The 16,549-nt window shown below is 61.6% G+C and carries 20 protein-coding genes and 2 pseudogenes; 8 read left to right on the top strand and 14 right to left on the bottom strand.

The genetic code is table 11. From position 1 onward, the window contains the following. The 3 genes and pseudogenes from YUU_RS0119660 to YUU_RS62365 all read right to left on the bottom strand — a co-directional run. A pseudogene (locus YUU_RS0119660) lies at positions 1-193 on the bottom strand (IS110 family transposase); the annotation flags it as partial. Continuing rightward, positions 177-800, bottom strand: a complete 624-nt coding sequence (locus YUU_RS51195; RefSeq protein WP_245288047.1) for an RNA ligase family protein — start codon at positions 798-800, stop codon at positions 177-179. The pseudogene YUU_RS0119660 and the gene YUU_RS51195, both read right to left, overlap by 17 nt. A gap of 288 nt (positions 801-1,088) precedes the next feature. Further along, positions 1,089-1,223 carry a hypothetical protein gene (locus YUU_RS62365; RefSeq protein ID WP_256375282.1) on the bottom strand — a complete coding sequence of 45 codons (135 nt, stop codon included), beginning with the start codon at positions 1,221-1,223 and terminating at the stop codon, positions 1,089-1,091. 363 nt (positions 1,224-1,586) lie between these two features. On the opposite strand from YUU_RS62365, the gene YUU_RS0119640 reads away from it, so the two are divergent. The 4 genes from YUU_RS0119640 to YUU_RS62360 all read left to right on the top strand — a co-directional run bounded on the left by YUU_RS0119640 (position 1,587) and on the right by YUU_RS62360 (position 3,353). Beyond that, a complete protein-coding gene (locus YUU_RS0119640; protein WP_027523937.1) occupies positions 1,587-2,090 on the top strand; it encodes an isoprenylcysteine carboxylmethyltransferase family protein in 504 nt (167 codons plus the stop codon). Positions 2,091-2,289: 199 nt separating this feature from the next. Beyond that, the gene (locus YUU_RS62720; RefSeq protein WP_051389802.1) at positions 2,290-2,511 is read left to right on the top strand and encodes an IS110 family transposase; all 222 of its coding nucleotides are present in this window, start codon (positions 2,290-2,292) and stop codon (positions 2,509-2,511) included. A 92-nt stretch (positions 2,512-2,603) separates the two neighbouring features. Then, the gene (locus YUU_RS62715) at positions 2,604-3,017 is read left to right on the top strand and encodes a transposase (RefSeq protein WP_198031780.1); all 414 of its coding nucleotides are present in this window, start codon (positions 2,604-2,606) and stop codon (positions 3,015-3,017) included. Between the two features lie 204 nt (positions 3,018-3,221). After that, a complete protein-coding gene (locus YUU_RS62360) occupies positions 3,222-3,353 on the top strand; it encodes a hypothetical protein (RefSeq protein WP_256375283.1) in 132 nt (43 codons plus the stop codon). A 1,792-nt stretch (positions 3,354-5,145) separates the two neighbouring features. Here YUU_RS62360 and YUU_RS0119620 read toward each other — a convergent pair. Beyond that, positions 5,146-5,583, bottom strand: coding sequence for a PaaI family thioesterase (locus YUU_RS0119620; RefSeq protein ID WP_035662806.1), 438 nt, complete (start codon positions 5,581-5,583; stop codon positions 5,146-5,148). A 277-nt stretch (positions 5,584-5,860) separates the two neighbouring features. On the opposite strand from YUU_RS0119620, the gene YUU_RS51185 reads away from it, so the two are divergent. After that, positions 5,861-7,306 carry an NAD(P)/FAD-dependent oxidoreductase gene (locus tag YUU_RS51185; protein WP_156944391.1) on the top strand — a complete coding sequence of 482 codons (1,446 nt, stop codon included), beginning with the start codon at positions 5,861-5,863 and terminating at the stop codon, positions 7,304-7,306. Here the strand turns inward: YUU_RS51185 and YUU_RS62710 are convergent. The 7 genes and pseudogenes from YUU_RS62710 to YUU_RS0119580 all read right to left on the bottom strand — a co-directional run bounded on the left by YUU_RS62710 (position 7,303) and on the right by YUU_RS0119580 (position 12,566). Continuing rightward, positions 7,303-8,005, bottom strand: a pseudogene (locus YUU_RS62710) (GrlR family regulatory protein). The gene YUU_RS51185 and the pseudogene YUU_RS62710 overlap by 4 nt on opposite strands. 249 nt (positions 8,006-8,254) lie before the next feature. Beyond that, complete coding sequence (locus tag YUU_RS58750) at positions 8,255-8,404, bottom strand: hypothetical protein (RefSeq protein ID WP_007609497.1); 150 nt, start codon at positions 8,402-8,404, stop codon at positions 8,255-8,257. Positions 8,405-8,458: 54 nt separating this feature from the next. Beyond that, complete coding sequence (locus tag YUU_RS0119600) at positions 8,459-8,929, bottom strand: hypothetical protein (RefSeq protein ID WP_027523933.1); 471 nt, start codon at positions 8,927-8,929, stop codon at positions 8,459-8,461. Between the two features lie 139 nt (positions 8,930-9,068). Next, entirely contained in the window at positions 9,069-9,890 is an 822-nt protein-coding gene (locus tag YUU_RS0119595) for a tetratricopeptide repeat protein (RefSeq protein WP_027523932.1), read from the bottom strand. Between the two features lie 32 nt (positions 9,891-9,922). Beyond that, positions 9,923-10,609, bottom strand: a complete 687-nt coding sequence (locus YUU_RS0119590) for a substrate-binding domain-containing protein (RefSeq protein WP_027523931.1) — start codon at positions 10,607-10,609, stop codon at positions 9,923-9,925. Between the two features lie 16 nt (positions 10,610-10,625). Continuing rightward, positions 10,626-11,330: a GrlR family regulatory protein gene (locus YUU_RS0119585; protein WP_027523930.1), complete on the bottom strand. Its 705-nt coding sequence runs from the start codon at positions 11,328-11,330 to the stop codon at positions 10,626-10,628. Between the two features lie 201 nt (positions 11,331-11,531). After that, positions 11,532-12,566, bottom strand: a complete 1,035-nt coding sequence (locus tag YUU_RS0119580) for a glutamine synthetase beta-grasp domain-containing protein (protein WP_027523929.1) — start codon at positions 12,564-12,566, stop codon at positions 11,532-11,534. A gap of 536 nt (positions 12,567-13,102) precedes the next feature. Here YUU_RS0119580 and YUU_RS0119575 point away from each other — a divergent pair. Then, on the top strand, positions 13,103-13,306 hold the full coding sequence (locus YUU_RS0119575; RefSeq protein WP_027523928.1) for a DUF2735 domain-containing protein: 204 nt from the start codon (positions 13,103-13,105) through the stop codon (positions 13,304-13,306). A gap of 113 nt (positions 13,307-13,419) precedes the next feature. Here YUU_RS0119575 and YUU_RS0119570 read toward each other — a convergent pair whose 3' ends face one another. After that, positions 13,420-13,728: an MliC family protein gene (locus YUU_RS0119570; protein WP_027523927.1), complete on the bottom strand. Its 309-nt coding sequence runs from the start codon at positions 13,726-13,728 to the stop codon at positions 13,420-13,422. A gap of 84 nt (positions 13,729-13,812) precedes the next feature. Between YUU_RS0119570 and YUU_RS0119565 the strand changes: the two genes are divergently transcribed. Continuing rightward, positions 13,813-14,556, top strand: a complete 744-nt coding sequence (locus YUU_RS0119565; protein WP_027523926.1) for a tyrosine-protein phosphatase — start codon at positions 13,813-13,815, stop codon at positions 14,554-14,556. A 15-nt stretch (positions 14,557-14,571) separates the two neighbouring features. Here the strand turns inward: YUU_RS0119565 and YUU_RS0119560 are convergent, their stop codons facing one another. Next, positions 14,572-15,279: an SGNH/GDSL hydrolase family protein gene (locus tag YUU_RS0119560; protein WP_245288044.1), complete on the bottom strand. Its 708-nt coding sequence runs from the start codon at positions 15,277-15,279 to the stop codon at positions 14,572-14,574. A 129-nt stretch (positions 15,280-15,408) separates the two neighbouring features. On the opposite strand from YUU_RS0119560, the gene YUU_RS0119555 reads away from it, so the two are divergent. Further along, a complete protein-coding gene (locus YUU_RS0119555) occupies positions 15,409-16,089 on the top strand; it encodes an SDR family oxidoreductase (protein WP_027523924.1) in 681 nt (226 codons plus the stop codon). On the opposite strand, the gene YUU_RS0119550 is transcribed toward YUU_RS0119555, so the two are convergent. Next, positions 16,086-16,430, bottom strand: coding sequence for a hypothetical protein (locus tag YUU_RS0119550; protein ID WP_027523923.1), 345 nt, complete (start codon positions 16,428-16,430; stop codon positions 16,086-16,088). The genes YUU_RS0119555 and YUU_RS0119550 overlap by 4 nt on opposite strands. Positions 16,431-16,549 lie beyond the last annotated feature (119 nt).

The raw sequence follows: 16,549 nt of genomic DNA, 5'->3' as shown, positions 1-16,549 counted from the left end.
CCTTGCGCCAACGATGCAAGAGCTTCAACAGCGACTCCGCATCCGCATCGAGCCTTTTGAGCGGCTGGCGTTTGATGCCAGGAACAACCGCGGCTGCCAACCACTTCGATTGAGCCATCTCGATTACGGCGATGATCGTGCTATCCTGCTCGAGGGCGGTGAGGGATCTGCTCGCCTCAAAAGGTTGCGACATGTGGCGCTCCTTTGGTGTCTTTGGACAGAGCGCCGAGCGTGCCACAAACCCTCGCCGTCCGCCCCGCCCCATAGCATCTTGATCCAGTGCTTCTGTCGCCCGCCCCGGTAAGGCCGGTCATCTCGCCGCGCTCGAACGGGGCAACGGTGATCCCGTCCGGCCTGTGTGCCAACAGTGTCTCCAGTTTGGTCTTGCGCAGATGCAGCGGCAAATCGCGCAGATCGTCGCCGCCGATGGCCAGAACATCGAAGGCGTAGAGTTGGACCTCGTGATCGTGCTTGCGGGAGTGCAGCGCATTGAAGTCGGAAATGCGGTCAACGCCGAAAATCACGACCTCGCCGTCGATGACGAAGTGCCTCTGCCGGTTCTTCAGCGCGGCTTCGGCGATCCACGGATAACGTTTCGTCCAGTCGCTGCCGTTGCGGGACAGCAGGCGCACGCGTGCGTTCTCCCGGATCACCAGCATCCGGTAGCCGTCGTGTTTGACTTCGTGAAACCACTCCGGCCCCGAGGGGACCTGCTTCCCGGCGGTCGCCAGGCAAAGCTGAAAGGCGCTACGCATGAGCGGAAGATAGGCACTCCGGCGGAAAACACGAATCCGCCCCAAAGGGCTAGCAGCCCCGGCAACCGGCTGGAGGCTTGGTTAGGCCGAGGCCGCTAGTGGCACTGGTCACGCAAACCATTGCCTACTCGCGGCCCCTGCGCATTATCGCATGTGAATCCAGCGCCTCACGGAAACGAGTAGCGTGCGGGCATGGACAATGACTTGTCGTTCATCGTGTCTGTCACCTCGCTGTCCGTGCTAACGGCGGCACTGATGGCGCTCGCGCTACTCTTCATTTGACCGAACCATCACACCTCATCGTGCGTTCTTCATCCTCGATCCAGTAACATATTACCGCGCGCCGATTGCGGAGTGCGCGGCGCGGACATGAGCGCCGACCGTGGCGTTTGTGATCGCATCGCCACAGAAGCAGCGCGCCGTTCCGTCGAGCCTCTGCGTCGGCAGCGGCATCGCAAGTTCGTGCATCCGATCCTTCCAGGCGGTCCCGTCGCGCTTCTCACGCCAGGCGTCGTAATCCGCTGCCGCTCGGATAGGCCATCATGACCTAACCCCCTCGCCTCCAGATCGCGAGCCGGGTCTAAGTGCGGGATGCTAGGTAGTTTCCGACTACGATGCCTCTCGGTGACCCAGCGGAGTCCATGGGTGCGTTTGTGTGGATCGAGGCCCCCCTAACTGGTGGAGGGAAAGGCTCCCGACGGACTCCTGAAGGCTCTGGGAGCGGCTGCTGTAGAACTCGACGGCCGGCACAACTAATTGTGGAGCCACGTTCAACGCTCGAAGCAGAAAGTGATTTGCTGAGCTATTCTTGTCGGGTCGTAGGAGTACGCAATGTCGAAAGCGATTGCTATCTTGGGCTCCGCTCTGTTCTTCGTCATTGCGCCGTTGGTGCTGGCAGGCTTCGTCCCCTGGTGGGTCACGCAGTGGGAATTTCGGCCAGCTTTTTTCGGCGTCGATCTAACCCGCATCCTCGGCGGTATATTGATCATCGTCGGAGTGCCCGGACTTGTGGATTCATTTGCCCGTTTTGCGCTGGAGGGGCTGGGGACGCCCGCCCCGATCGCGCCGACACAAAAGCTCGTAGTGACTGGCCTTTATCGCTACGTGCGAAATCCAATCTACATCGCGGTCGTCGCAGTCATTTTTGGTCAGGCCCTTTTGTTTGGTGACTGGCGTCTCCTCTGGTACGGCGCGCTACTCTGGCTGTTTTTTCATCTCTTTGTGGTGATGTACGAAGAACCGACGCTCAAGCAAACATTCGGCACGGAGTACGAGAGCTTTCGGACTAATGTGCCGCGCTGGATTCCGCGGTTGACGCCATGGCGAGCCGCATAAAGGAATCGCTGCAAGCGGCTCGATGCCGGCTGCAACAAGCAGTGCGAGACGGCGAAGCGTAGCAAGCCCGCCTAGCGGCCTCGCCCCGTGACTGCCTGGCTGAGTTCCGGTTTTGATGCTGTGGACGGCTCCTCCACGGGCACGAGAGTGCCAAGGAGTGGGCGCCGTTTGAGGCTCCCACGATTCGGAGGAGCAGCCTATGCAGTCAATTTCGACGATTGGTCTGGATATCGCGAAGTCGGTCTTTCAAGTGCATGGCGTCGATGGAACCGGTCAGGTGGTGATCCGCCGCCAGCTCAAGCGCCGTTTCGTGCTGTCCTTCTTTGAGAAGTTGTCGCCGTCCCTGGTAGGGATCGAGGCTTGCGCGTCATTCCATTATTGGTCCCGCGAACTGCAGGCGTTGGGCATACGGTGCGGTTGATGCCTCCGGCCTATGTGAAGCCTTACGTCAAGCGGCAGAAGAACGACACCACCGATGCGGAGGCGATTTGCGAGGCGGTCACGAGACCCAACATGCGGTTCGTGCCGACCAAGACGGTCGAGCAACAGAGCGGCCTGATGCTGCATCGAGCGCGCCATCTCTTCATCCGCCAGCAGACTGCGGTCATCAATTCAATCCGCGCCTATCTTGCCGAATTCGGGATTGTCGCTCTCGTCGGGCGCCGGGGTGTCGAGCAATTGCTGGAAGTCGTCGCCGATACAGCCGACCGCCGGCTCCCAGAGGTGGCCCGCGCATGTCTTGCAGCTGTCGGCAGTCAATTGCGGGCGCTGAAGGCCCAAATCCTGGAGTTCGACCGACGCATCATCGTCTGGCATCGATCAAGCGCGACGGCCTGGTACGGTCCCGCTGAGATGACGCCGTACCTTATTCGATCCCCATCGAGGAAACGCAAAAAAAGCGATGCTGGATCGGCGCTGCCCAACTAGGTGACCCCAGAGTCGCTTGAACCATGCCACATGGCCCGACACTCCCCTACCGTCGGCGCGATGCATAGAGCCCACGCGTGGACGCAACGTGATAGTCTTTCTATCGGAGGGAACGAGATCCTTGACCTCGTGGCTCACATGCCCGGCGGAAGGATCCTCGATATCCTTCGGACTGATGATGCCTTGAACGCGTGGTTTGTCGTCATGACTATCCTTCTCGGGGTCGGCGCGCTGATCCTGTACAGATACGACGAGCGACGCTTCCTGATCTGGATCGCGTTCGTTTGGTTCGCGCCGGGCCCGCTCCTGCTCGGTTACAGGAGCGAGCACCTGTGACCTCGCAGCCGAGGTTGCAGTCTGCACGTTAGCGCTATGATGCAGACAACGACGCGCCGTTTCGATTTCGGCATCGCTGGCGCCGTGACTTCGTGCCCAGGTCTCAGCGGCCGCTTCCGAGTATTTGGCGACATAGAAACGGACAACGGCGCAAGAGACACCGGCTGTGGCCGTTTGGCTGAGCGCAATCAATGCTACAAAAGCCGGGATTGCTCGTCTCATCATCGCGATCCCCCGTGACACTAACGCAGCAACTTCGAACGCCTCTGCCTTGGTTCCGCTCGACACTGGTCTTGGGATGAAGGTGCGCGGATCCCACGGCTTAGGAAAAAATGGCATTCATCCAGCTCCGCCGTCCAGTCGTTGGTAGAGAGCGCGGCGACAAATTCGATCCGAACGTTTACAAGTTATCTATAGAATCGCGCCAATGATGCATTGATTTTGCGCGAGTGATTCCCACGAAAATTCATTCGAACAAGCACTAAGATTTAACAACCATTCTCCCGGAAGCATCTTGCAACGCGTGCAGGTTTCGGCCTTGAGAGTTTAGTGTCGAAGCACCGCGACCGCCCTCCTATTAGGGCGAACGGTCGAAGCACCGGGTGACGGTAAAAAACCGGAAGCATCCGGCCATGGCGAGGGTAATGATACGTTTGCTTAATGTCCGCTGTTGGCGACAGCGGACGTTGAGCAGCCCTGCCGAAATGTCGACTGATGGCCCATCGCGTCATTTCGCGGCGATGCGGAAGCTGGTTCGCTATCGAGGGCCTAGCGGACATTGAGCAGGACGCACGGCAGTCTCGACTTACGAGAACGCATCATCCCTGGTGGGCCCCGGAAGCTTCCTCTTCAGCAGCGAGGCCGCCAGATGGCTACGGACCCGGTGAGGCAGTCTCCGGAGGTACAGGCTGCTCCGCCGGCTCCCACTGCGCCGCAAGCTGCTTGATCTGCTCGAAACCAAGGATCGACTGCGACAGCTGGCCTTTTCGGACTATTGTCGCCACATCGCGATCTTCGGGCAGCAACGCCATCGCTCTCGCGACTGCAGAGCGCAGTCTCATCACTCCGTGGTTGGCCAAGACAACAATCTCTTCGGGGTCTAAGACTGCGGGCATTGTCCGTCCCCATGCTGGCCGCAAGCGAGCAACCAGCCGCTGATAATTTTCCACTTGTCTCGCCCCCTCGCTTGGAATTTCAGGAGCGGGGAGCGCTTGTCCTCTAGTTCGCAAAAGAACCTCAACGTATCGCGGGCGGTGGCTGCCCCGCGATCGATCGAATGAGTCTGAAGCCAACGCCGCCATTCGCGAGTAATCAGCAGTTTGCGTTGGATATGGTAAGTCGACGCGCGTCTTCGCCCCATGAGGCAGGTCCCCCGAAGGTCTTCGGTTAGTCGCGCTGGCTTTGTTAGAGTGCTCTATTCGAGAGCGTTGGATAGGCATCCAGACGGTACCGGGCATCCGCCGTGCCGGTGGCACCATCGAACCCGCGATATGAAGGAGAGACCTTAAGGCTTTCTAAATCGGGATATGACGCTTTTGTTCGCAGTCTGAAGTGCCTTCGTTTGGTTGCTTCATCGCAGGCGCCGCTGGACCACAATGCGTGTCGGACTGCTGCGGCACATGAGTCCGGTGATGGCCGATCAGCGACGTGGTTGCGCGCCTCGTTGAAGTCCGGACGGCGGTGTATAGCGGACCCGAGCTGCTCATATTGAGTTCTTCGCATGTTGACCGGAGCAGATCTGGATCGATCTAAAAGCTCTCTCAGACCGATTGTTTGGCGCGGGCGTCAACGGCTAACGGGGATGAGTGTCACCCTCATGCTTCGGCACCACGCGAAACGTGGCGTTTGCCCGAGCGATTATACTGTCGTCGGCCTTGATTAGGCTTTGCGCGAAGCAGACCGTTCTGCCGGTTTTGATCACCTCGCTGTCCACAGCGAGCCATTGCCCGATCTGCGCGATGCCAGTGAAGTCGACCGCGAGAGTGATCGTCGCTAGCGACGATGCCCAGCCAATCGCCTGTGCGCAACTATAGCCCATCGCGTTGTCAGCAAGCGCTGAGATCAGCCCGCCATGAACGTTGCCACGCGCGTTGGTGTGCGGCTTGGCTAGCCGCAATCCGATGATCACGGCTTTGTCCGTCCGCTTTGAATAGAGCGGTTCCCAAGGATCGGTGAAAGGGCTCTTGCGGAAGTGAGGCTCGAAACCTTCGGGAATACCGATACTGTTCATGGTCATGCGAGAGCTCCGTTGTTGGCGAAGACCTGTGCCATTCGCAGACGATCCGCTCAAGATACAATCGTACCTGCGGTTTGGCATTCAAGTCCGCCCAAGAAAGGCGGTTTCCACGAAGGTGAGCTGACGAGGGCTTTGAACCTCCGGTTCTCCATATAGACCTATGTCTTGAGTCGGTCCTGCCCGCGTGATTGGCGGTCGTTGTCATTTCGCCGCGGGAAACGATGAGGATTCCGTCCGCTTCCACGGTCGGCCGACCTCTAGGGAGAGAGGGATGAGCAAAATCCTGTTTTGCGGTGGAGGCGTGATTGGATTATGCGCAGCGATGATGCTTGGTCGCGACGGCCACCACGTCACAGTCCTGGAGGCCGACCCGACAGGTCAACCTATCGCATCTGCCGAGGGATGGGATTCGTGGGAACGCCCCGGAGTTGCCCAATTCAGGCAACCTCATAACCTCAGTTCGCGATTTCGGATGATCAGCGATCAAGAATTGCCGGGCTTGACGGATGATCTGCTTCGAGCCGGTTGCGTTTGGGTGGACTATCTCGACAGCCAATCTCTTCCCAGATCCATAACGGACCGGACACCGCGTCCGGGCGACGAGACCATACGCTTCGTCACTGGTCGGAGACCCATCGTAGAGTGGGCCGTGGCTGCAATGGCGCAAGCCGCGCCTAACGTGAGGATCCGTCGGGGGACCAAGGTTCGCGAATTGATTACGGGCGCTTCGGCGATCCCTGGTGTGCCGCACGTTGCAGGGGTACGTACGACGTCTGGCGAAGAAATTCGCGCCGATCTGGTAATCGACGCCATGGGACGGCGAAGCCCGGCTTGCGATTGGATCGTCAGCGCGGGAGCCCGCAGCCCGATCGAGGAAGCCGAAGACAGCAACTTCGCTTATTTTACGCGATATTTCTCCGGGCAGCAGCGGCCCCGTAGGATGGGTCGCGCGCTCACGCCGATGGGCTTGTTCTCGATCCTTACCTTGGACGGGGACAATGATACTTGGTCAATTACCTTGTATACCTCGGCGAAGAACAAGGCGATGCGAGCCTTGCGTGATACGGCGACATTCCATCGCGTCGTCTCCGCGTGCCCGCGGCAAGCCCATTGGCTCGATGGCGAGCCAATAACACCCGTCCTTCTGATGGCGGGGGTTGTCGACCGGTACCGACGGTTTGTCGTCGATGGTCAGCCCGTCATCACCGGATTCGCCGCTGTAGGTGATGCATGGGCATGTACCAACCCATCCGCAGGAAGGGGCTTGAGCGTCGGCCTTCTGCATGCACAGGTGCTCCGTAATGTTGCCCGCCGACACATCGACGACCCCGGAGCGTTCTCCCGGGAATACGACGCTGAGACCGAAAGGCAAGTCGGACCGTTCTATCGAAATCAGATCGCCGCGGACCGCGCGCGGATCGCTGAAATGAGCGCACTGGAAGAGGGCATGCCGGTCCCCGCACCCAACCCAGTCATGGCCAAGCTTCTTTTTGCATCATCCCAAGACGCAGACGTCCTCCGTGGCATCATTGAAATCGCGATGTGCCTTGCGCTGCCTCAGGAAGTCATCGCTAGACCGCACGCCCTTAAGCGCGATGAGATTAGTCTGAATCGTCATCGCGCTTTAGGTTGTTGTTTGAGCATGATCTCCGCGCAAACGCGTTCCGCGTTTGTCGCGAGGGAAAACCGTTTCACACTTTTCCGGATCATGCCTTAGGCCCGCCGCATCAGCTTGAGCGAAGCCGCAAGGCGCAGGCTGCGCTTGCCCGCGAGCGCGATGCCTTCGAGCTCACCGCTGTCCGCGGTGCAGCTCCCTGAAAAACCGATGCCGACCTCGTAACCGCCGAAGACGGGATTCTCGCCCTTCGCCGGCGTATGCTCCTGGTTGACGATTTCGCCCTTCCACCGGCCATCCGCTGAAGAGTAGGACCCGAGATAATAGAAGAACGCGTCGCCACCGAGGATGCGGCCGTCCATCAGCAGCATCACGCCCGAGAGCCCGGCATCGACCCCGTCGAGCGCGCAAATGGATCGCATAGAGCCCGTTTGCGATGCCGCCTGCTCCGACGATGCCCCGCGGCGGCAACGCATCGTCATCGAGCCGCGTAAGCTCGGCCCAGAACATCGCGCCCGGCACCGGAGCGGCTTCGCCCTCGAAACGGATGCCATTGCCGGTGGTCCGGCCGCGCACGCTGATGGCGGCGACATCGATGCCCATCAGCGGCTTGTAGTAGGGATCGTTGTTGTGACGCTCGGTGATCACCTCTCCGATGATCTCGCCGCCACGCTCCTCATAGGTGCCGAGATGCGCGAAGGCGGAATTACCGCCCAGCAGCTTGCCGTTGTGCATGCACATGATGCTGCGGCCGAACGCGTCGTTGACGCCGTATTCGACCTTGTAGAGCCCGTTCAGCAACGAAGGAAATCCCGGAAAGCGATTTCTACTCGCGGGTTATCTAGCACCGCCGCCTCGCCGAGACCATCCGGCTTTTCCGCGCAGGCCGCTCCGTTGGAGAGGCGCTTTCCGCTCCGATGATGCCATCATGCCTCTGACTTGCCCGACGCGTCAACAGATTTCGCTAAATCCGCATTCCGCCAGCGCTGTGCCGGCTACTTTGCATGGGGTTGTTTTCGATCTTTTTGTTGCCCGGTCCGGGACGGCATTCTAGTGCCGCTTGAAATACTGCACCTCGCGCTCGTGCTTCTCGGCCGCCGCGCGGCTCTTGAACGTTCCGAGGTTGCGGCGCTTGCCGGTCTTCGGGTTCACCTTGCGTGAGTAGAGCCGGTATTCGCCGGACGCCAATTTGCGGATCACGTCGCGACTCCTGTTCGTTCAGGTCTCAACGACGGGGGCGCGAACGAGGTTCCGTCACGGCCTGCCCTGCGGCGAGAACTGCTGATTTCCGTAGGGTCGCTGATCGGTCGGAACTCTCATCACCACAAAACTGCGGTTCATGGACCGATGACAGGAATTGCAGCCCTCGGTCAGATCACTGACGGCCTTCGCGAATTTGCGGCCGTCCTTCGCGGAGATCGCATCCGACGCTGATTGCAACGGCGCTTCCAGCGTCGTGACGTTGCTGACGGGAATGCCGGAGTAGAGCAACGCGGCCTCGACCAGGCTGGCCTTCAGCTGGCGCAGCTCATAGGCGGCGAGCTCCCAGTTCTGCGCTTTGCCGGCCAACCAGAGCTTTTGATGCCGCGTCTGTGCCGCGCCCATGATGTCGCCGAGCCGCGGCACATAGTCGCCAGCGGTTGGAGACTTCAGGTCCTGCGCCATTGCCGGCACCACCGAAGTGCCCATCAACGCCAAGGCCAGCGCCCAGCTTCGCCGTCGCATTTGCTAACTCCATTGTTCTTCTTGCGGCAGCGGTCGGCGCGACCGGCCGCCTTGCGGCACAGCCTATCGTGGCGTGTCGTCGCATTTCGTTGCGCTCGATCAACCTTGCGGGATTGCACGCGTCACACGCGTGCCGCGATCAGAAGCACAGAGTGGTGACGAGCTGGCCCTGCTTGTTCTTGATCGCATAGGGACAGCGGATCCGCTCCAGCGCCTTCTTGGCGTCTTCATCGCCGAGCGCGGCGGCGCGCTCATAATAGGCCTTCGCGGCGGTCGCATCCTTCGGACCGCCGCGACCTTCCTGTGCGAACGCGCCCATCCGCTCCAGCGCGCCCGGATGGTTTTGCGCGGCCGCCTTCTCGAACAGAGCGCGCGCCGCAACATCGTCCTTTTGACCGCCATCGCCGCTCGCGAGCATCAGGCCAAGCTGATATTGCGCCTCCGCGTTGGTCTCGGCGGCCTTGCCGAGCAGTTCGCGCGCCCGCGCCGGATCGGCCGGAGCTGCCCCGGGCGAACCGCCAAGCGCGGCAAGATTGCTGACGCCGCGGGGATTGCCGGCCTGCGCCGCCTTCTCGAACAGCTTTCGCGCCTGCGCCTCGTCCCTGGCGACGCCTGCGCCGGTGCCGTAGAGCACGCCAAGCTCGACCATTGCCGCGCTCGAGCCCTTGTCGGCCGCCTTGCGCCACGCTGCCATCGCCTCCCCCGCCTGACGATTGGCGGCGTAGGCGCGCCCGAGCTCGTACATCGCGCGGCGCGAGCCGCCTGCGGCCGTCTTGCAGAACTTGATCGCAGTCGCGATGTCGGCGCTCGCGACCTCGGCCACCCCCTTCACGTCGGCCGGCTTATCCGGATCGCTGGGATCGGCCGCCAGCCGATCACACAGCACGAGATCGGCCGATTGCGCATGTGCGGCGAGCGGTGCCGCGAACGTCAGGAAAAAGGCGCAGAGAGCTTTCCGCATGGCCAGAAGGTTGCGTCCGGGCGTTGGCGAATTCAAGGCTCGAGGCCCGACTGCCGCAGCACGGGCGCAACCTCGGGCGAGGCCAGATAGCGCAACAGCCGATCGGCGGCCTCAGCATTTTTCGCGCTCGCCATGCGGCCGGCCGAGAACAGCGCCGGCGTCTGCAGGTCGAGCGGGATCGGCCCGACCACTTCGATGCCTTCGACCTGCTTCAACTCGCTGATCTGCTGCACGGCGAGATCGGCCTCGCCGCTGACCAGCCGTTGCGCGGTAAAGCCCTGCTGCACGATGGTCGCCCTGGCGGTGATCTCAGCCGCAATGCCCATTCGTCCGATCAGCTCGGCAAAGTAGATCCCGCTCGCGCCCAGCCGCGAATAGGCGACGGATCGCGCCGCAAGCAGCGTCTTGCGCAAGGCGCTTTCACTGAAAATGTCAGGATGCGCCTCGCCTGCCCGCACGGCGATGCCGACATAGGAGCGCGCGAGGTCAGCCGCGCTGTCCGCCACCACGCGGCCCTCGGCGATGACCTCGTCGAGGCCTTCACGCGTCAGGATCACGAGATCGGCGGCCTCCCCATCCCGCAAACGCTTGAGCAGCGCCTGGGTCGGCGCGAAGTCGGCGTCGATGTGGACACCGGTCGCGGCTTCGTAAGCGGCGGACAGGCTGCGCATCGCCCCCATCAGGCCGAGCGTCGAGAGCATGCGAACGGTGTTTTCCATGGTCCCCGTCGATCAATCAGGCGCGATGCATCAGCTTCAGCGTCGCGGTCAGCCGCAGGCTGCGTTTACCGGCGAGCGCCGTCGCTTCGAGCACCGCCTGCTCGTCGTCATAGGTGCCGGAGAAGCCGATGCCGACCTCATGGCCGCCGAACACCGGGTTTTCATCGCGGGCCGGCGTGTGCTCCTGGTTCAGGATCTGGCCCTTCCAGCGGCCGTTCGCAGCCGTGTAGCTGCCGAGATAGTAGAACGAGGCATCGCCGCCGAGGATGCGCCCCTGGTTGAGCAGCATGACGCCGGTGAGGCCCCCTTCGATGCCGTCCAGCATCCGCAGATGGATCGAATAGAGGCCATTGGCGATGCCGCCCTCCCCGACGCCGCCGGCGATCGGCACCTCGTCCTCCCTGATCGGCATCATCACCGACTGGAAGGGCACGCCTGGCAATTCCTTCAGCTCGCCCTTGAAACGGAAGAGATCGCCGTCCGGCCAGCCCTTCGCTATCAGGGTCGCATCATCAGTGCCGGCCATCGCGCGATAATTCGGATCGGGATTATGGCGCACGGTCTTGATGACGATCGCGACCTCCTCGCCCGTCTTCTCATAAGTGCCGATATGGGCAAAGGCCGAGTTGCCGCCCAGCATCTTGCCGCCGCCGACATGCATGACGCTGCGGCCAACAGCTTCGCCGAGCTGAAACCGTACCTTGTAGAAACCTTCCAACACCAGCCGTGTCCCCGGCCTGCGCGCATCCGAGGCGCCAGTCTATCCCGCTTTCGGCCGTGACAGACAAGTTTCGTGCACCCGGACCCAACGCTCGATATCGCCAACTGTCATCGAAATGCATAAATCCGCCGAAGCCCCTCGGCCTCGGCGGATTTGAGAGCCAACCCGGACCAAGCCCCCAAGGTCCGGGCCAGAAGGATTTTAGGCGGCCGCCTTCTTGTCGGTCGGCACGGACGAGATCGTCTTCAGGATCTGCGAAGCGATCTGGTATGGGTCGCCCTGCGAGTTCGGACGACGGTCTTCCAGATAGCCCTTGTAGCCGTTGTTGACGAAAGAGTGCGGAACGCGGATCGAAGCACCGCGGTCGGCCACGCCATAGCTGAACTTGTTCCAGGGCGCGGTCTCGTGCTTGCCGGTCAGACGCTTGTCGTTGTCCGGACCGTAGACGGCGATGTGGTCCATGAGGTTCTTATCGAAGGCCGCCATCAGCGCCTCGAAATACTCCTTACCGCCGACCGTACGCATGTACTCGGTCGAGAAGTTGGCGTGCATGCCGGAGCCGTTCCAGTCGGTATCGCCGAGCGGCTTGCAGTGGAACTCGATGTCGATGCCGTACTTCTCGGTCAGGCGCAGCATCAGGTAGCGGGCCATCCACATTTCGTCAGCGGCCTTCTTGGAGCCTTTGCCGAAAATCTGGAATTCCCACTGGCCCTTCGCGACTTCCGCGTTGATGCCTTCATGGTTGATGCCGGCCGCGAGGCAGAGGTCGAGATGCTCTTCCACGATCTTGCGCGCGACGTCGCCGACGTTCGAGAAGCCGACGCCGGTGTAGTACGGGCCCTGCGGCGCCGGATAGCCGGACGACGGGAAGCCGAGCGGACGGCCGTCCTTGTAGAAGAAATACTCCTGCTCGAAGCCGAACCAGGCGCCGGCGTCGTCGAGGATGGTGGCGCGCTTGTTGGACGCATGCGGGGTCTTGCCGTCGGGCATCATGACTTCGCACATCACGAGCACGCCGTTGGTGCGGGCGCCATCCGGGAACACCGCGACCGGCTTCAGCACGCAATCGGAGCTGTGGCCTTCGGCCTGCTGGGTGGAGGAGCCATCGAAGCCCCAGAGCGGAAGCTGCTCGAGCGTCGGGAACGACGCGAATTCCTTGATCTGAGTTTTGCCGCGCAAATTCGGAGTCGGCGTATATCCGTCGAGCCAGATGTACTCGAGCTTGTACTTGGTCATTGAGCCTCTCTGTAGATGATGCGAAAGGTGGGGACCAGTGGCCCCCGCACGTTGTACCCGGCCACCATCGGCCGGCGCTTAACAAGCATTTCGCGTGCCAAAACGCCGCACTGCGGGAGGTTTTCCACCACCAGCCGTCAGGCTGCGAACCTCGGCGGCGATTCACGGATGCGTGCGTCAAAGCAGCGCACCTTTACGTTACCGCGCACCGCAAAAAACCGCAGAAAACGCCCGATTTGACAGCATGTGCCGCGCTGCACCCGGCCACCGGCTAAAGCAGCGCCAATTGCTCGCAATTTTCGCGAAGCCCTTGGCCATCTCCTCGCAACCTTCGCAATGGCCCACGCGTTCATCACACGGAACCTGCCTTGCAGGGTGCAGAGGCGCCACTGCCTACAAATTAGGCCAACAATGATGTCGTTTTCGGCACTTTGCATTTCGACAAGCAGGGCCAATATGGGGTGACCCAGTAACCATAAGCGAACGAGTCGGGCGCACCATGGAGGTCAAGCGCTCCGGCTGAAGGAGATACCGCAATGATGAACAGTAACTTGGGCCAAGGGTCGGCCACGATCTACCAATTCCCCGTCGGGGGCCGTGCGGCTCTCGGCGGTCGCCGCTACGGCGAGGCCAGTCTGCCGGCCGATCACGTCTCTTCTCCCGTCGTCGAGACGATCTGCAGCGGCAGCTGGTATCACCAGGAGGCGATCGAGGAAGCCAAGCCGAAATGGGATCGCTGATGCCTGCGCTGCCTTCGGTACCGCCCCGCGCTCGCAAGCGTCCGGCGGAAGTTTGAAAAAGGGTCGAAACGAAATCGTTTCGGCCCTTTTTGATTCGTGTTCGATTCTTGCGCTCAGCTCAGTTCGCAGGCTGTGACCGGCCGCTTCAGATGCTTGACCGTGGTACCGGTCTTGCCGATCTTGAGTGTGATCCCGGCGCCCGAGTAACGCGCCCCCGACAGCGTCGGTCGCTTGGCGAGCGGAATGGCACCACCATCGATCTGCATGAAGGCGCGCTTGTCGTCCGCGTAGAATGCCACGATGAACTGCGTACCGTCAGCGCAACGGTAGCCCTGAAACGTCTGCGCGTTCGCACCGGTCGCAAGGAAGGTTCCGCCTGCCGAGACGGCGACAGCCAAAATAATGGCCTTGTGCCCGTCCATGTTCGTCCCCTGTAGTAGAGCTCAAGTATATCGCGCACGAGCCGCGCGACCGATTCTGCCGGCAACATAGCCCAGGCTGATCTTATGTCAGACTCCCCTGCCCGCCACCTCGCCTTGCAAGGCGCCAGCAATTTTCGAGACCTCGGCGGTTATCCCACCGCCGACGGCCGGCAGACGCGTTGGCGGCGCCTCTTCCGCTCCAATCATCTTGGCCTGCTGACCGAGGCCGATGTCGAGATCGTCCGCGGCCTGGGTGTGAGAAGCGCGTTTGATTTCCGCGGCGTCGAGGAGCGCGCCGACGCGCTATGCGGTGTGCGCGAGATCACCACGCATTCGCTGCCGATCGAGCCGACAGTTGTAGCAGCGCTCAGGGCGCAGATGGCCGAGGGCACGTTGACCGCGCCCGTTGCGCTCGAGATCATGCGCGAGTCCTACCGCAACTATGTTCGCCAAAACACGCACAGTTTTCGCGCGCTGTTCGGTCATCTCCTGGAGGACCGCGCGCCACTCGTCATCCACTGTACCGCCGGCAAGGACCGCACCGGCTTTGCCTGCGCGCTGATCCTTCATGCGCTCGGCGTGCCCGAGGAGACCATCGCGGAAGACTATCTGCTGACGAATCGGTTCTACCGCCGCGATGCGTCGGCGGCATCCGAATTGCCGCAGGACGTCCGCGACGCGATCGGTTCAGTGGAGGCCTCCTATCTCGAGGCCGGCTTCGAAGCCGTGCGCGCTGACTATGGCGATCTCGAAACCTATTTGCGCGACGGCCTTAGGCTCGGCACCGCCGAGCGCATCGCACTGAAGGAGCGCTATCTGCAAGCGTGAGCCACAGCGGCCCTCTCAAGCCATCAGCCCGGTCGCCTTGATGATGGCGTTCTTGAGGGCGAAAGAGATCTGCTGAGTGCTCCAGTCGCCCTGATGCAGCTTGTCAGGATCGCTCGTGTCTATCAATTGCTCGAACGACACGTTGTCCTGCACGTGCCAATGCCGCATGAGCGCCCAGCGCTGAAACAGACTGACCTCGGCCTCATTGGCCGCATCGCGGATCAGCCGGACCATCTTGTCCGAGAGCTCGGCTCGATCATCCCAGAGCATCTTCGTCGTATACTGCGGATCAATCACCAGAACCTCGAAGCCGCGAGCGCGCAATTGCGCCAGGCCCTTCCTGATGTTCCCGGCAACGACGTCCACGTCGTATATGTCGTTGTGAAAGACCGCGTTCGTTCCAACCTGCCAGATGACCAGTGCCGGATCATCATGGAAAATATCGGTGTCGAAGCGTCCGAGTTCTTCGTTTGCCTCTTCTCCGCCCCTGCCCCGGTTGAGCACGTCAATCCGGATGTCCGGCCGGTGGACAACATCCTTGAAGTATTGTCGCAGATACATCTCGAGCCGATAAGGATACGGGACGACATCGCCTCGTCCGGCAGTCGAGGATGATCCCATGGCCACGATGCGCACCTGGCCCTTCCCGTCCAACGCCTGCCGAAGCCGCATCAGCGGGTATTTTAGGTCGACGATCGCTGCGGGAAACTCGATGGCCGGCAAATTGTCAGACATGAAACAACCTCCTCCACGATCTAACGTTGCATCTAAGCCAGTCTTGAAGCCGCCGCCATTGCAAGTCCAATTCGCTCGGCGCAATAGTCGGCGGGAACTAAACCGACGGAGAGCATCGTGCAGGGAAAAGTCATTGTCGTGACCGGTGCGCTCGGGGCGCTGGGCCAGGTGGTGGCGGGGACGGCGCTGGCGCGCGGAGCGCGCGTCGCCGGCATCGATTACGCACCTTCGCGGGCGCCCGCGACAGCGCAGCATATCGAGCTCGGCGGCGTCGATCTCTCGGACGAGGCGCAGGCGAAGACGGCGGTCTCGGCGGCGGCAAAACATTTCGGCCGCCTCGATGCATTGATCAACATCGCCGGCGGCTTTGCCTTCGAGACCGTCGCCGACGGCGACATCAAGACCTGGCAGCGCATGTATGCGCTGAACGTGCTGACTGCGCTCAACACCTCGCGCGCAGCGCTCTCCTATCTTGCGGCCTCGAAGGCCGGGCGCATCGTCAATGTCGGCGCCATGGGCGCGCTCCAGGCCGGCTCCGGCATGGGTCCCTACGCAGCCTCGAAGGCCGGCGTGCACCGCCTCACAGAGGCACTCGCCAACGAGTGGAAAGGCAAGGTCACAGTGAACGCGGTGCTGCCCTCGATCATCGATACGAAGGCCAACCGCGCCAGCATGCCGGATGCTGATTTTTCCAAATGGGTGCGACCTGAGGAACTCGCCGAGGTGATCCTGTTCCTCGCAAGCGACGCCGCAAGCGCCGTGACGGGCGCACTGATCTCGGTGAGCGGACGGGTTTAATCCGGCACCAGTAGCCGCAGATTGCCCTTGAAGCGGATGCTCTGCTTGCCGGCGAGCGCGATGCCTTCGCCACAGGCGGTCTCGTCGGCGTAGGTGCCGCTGAAGCCCATGGTCACGACCTTGCGGCCCCACACCGGCCGCTCGTCGAACGAGTGCGAATGCTCTTCGTTAGTCAACTCGCCCTTCCATTTGCCGTCGGCCGAGGTGTAGCTGCCGTAGGCGAAGAAAAAAGAATCGCCGCCCCGCATGGCGCCGTCGCGCAGCATGACGCCTTGATTGCCGCCCTGCACGCCATCCAGCATCTCGATCCGGATGTGATAGAGCCCGTTCCTGATTGTCATCTTCTGCAAAGCGCCCGACTGTCCCGCTGGCAAGATAGCCGGCCCATCCACCCCCGATCAAATGGCGCGAGAAGCGTCTCAGATCCGGGCTAGACTGGCCGCAACTGATTCTCCGACGG

It is taken from the genome of Bradyrhizobium sp. Ec3.3 (assembly GCF_000472925.1).
Taxonomy (GTDB): domain Bacteria; phylum Pseudomonadota; class Alphaproteobacteria; order Rhizobiales; family Xanthobacteraceae; genus Bradyrhizobium.
Note: the sequence above shows the minus strand (reverse complement) of the source record. Positions and strands in the feature narration are given on the sequence as shown.

Bases quoted from the DNA above. Each gene is read 5' to 3' on its own strand.
- YUU_RS62365 (WP_256375282.1), bottom strand. From the start codon at position 1,223: ATGCACGAACTTGCGATGCCGCTGCCGACGCAGAGGCTCGACGGAACG.
- YUU_RS0119640 (WP_027523937.1), top strand. From the start codon at position 1,587: ATGTCGAAAGCGATTGCTATCTTGGGCTCCGCTCTGTTCTTCGTCATT.
- YUU_RS62360 (WP_256375283.1), top strand. From the start codon at position 3,222: ATGACTATCCTTCTCGGGGTCGGCGCGCTGATCCTGTACAGATACGAC.
- YUU_RS0119590 (WP_027523931.1), bottom strand. From the start codon at position 10,609: ATGGAAAACACCGTTCGCATGCTCTCGACGCTCGGCCTGATGGGGGCG.
- YUU_RS0119550 (WP_027523923.1), bottom strand. From the start codon at position 16,430: ATGACAATCAGGAACGGGCTCTATCACATCCGGATCGAGATGCTGGAT.
- YUU_RS0119580 (WP_027523929.1), bottom strand. From the start codon at position 12,566: ATGACCAAGTACAAGCTCGAGTACATCTGGCTCGACGGATATACGCCG.
- YUU_RS62715 (WP_198031780.1), top strand. From the start codon at position 2,604: ATGCGGTTCGTGCCGACCAAGACGGTCGAGCAACAGAGCGGCCTGATG.
- YUU_RS0119570 (WP_027523927.1), bottom strand. From the start codon at position 13,728: ATGGACGGGCACAAGGCCATTATTTTGGCTGTCGCCGTCTCGGCAGGC.
- YUU_RS0119575 (WP_027523928.1), top strand. From the start codon at position 13,103: ATGATGAACAGTAACTTGGGCCAAGGGTCGGCCACGATCTACCAATTC.
- YUU_RS51185 (WP_156944391.1), top strand. From the start codon at position 5,861: ATGAGCAAAATCCTGTTTTGCGGTGGAGGCGTGATTGGATTATGCGCA.
- YUU_RS0119600 (WP_027523933.1), bottom strand. From the start codon at position 8,929: ATGCGACGGCGAAGCTGGGCGCTGGCCTTGGCGTTGATGGGCACTTCG.
- YUU_RS0119620 (WP_035662806.1), bottom strand. From the start codon at position 5,583: ATGAACAGTATCGGTATTCCCGAAGGTTTCGAGCCTCACTTCCGCAAG.
- YUU_RS0119595 (WP_027523932.1), bottom strand. From the start codon at position 9,890: ATGCGGAAAGCTCTCTGCGCCTTTTTCCTGACGTTCGCGGCACCGCTC.
- YUU_RS62720 (WP_051389802.1), top strand. From the start codon at position 2,290: ATGCAGTCAATTTCGACGATTGGTCTGGATATCGCGAAGTCGGTCTTT.
- YUU_RS0119565 (WP_027523926.1), top strand. From the start codon at position 13,813: ATGTCAGACTCCCCTGCCCGCCACCTCGCCTTGCAAGGCGCCAGCAAT.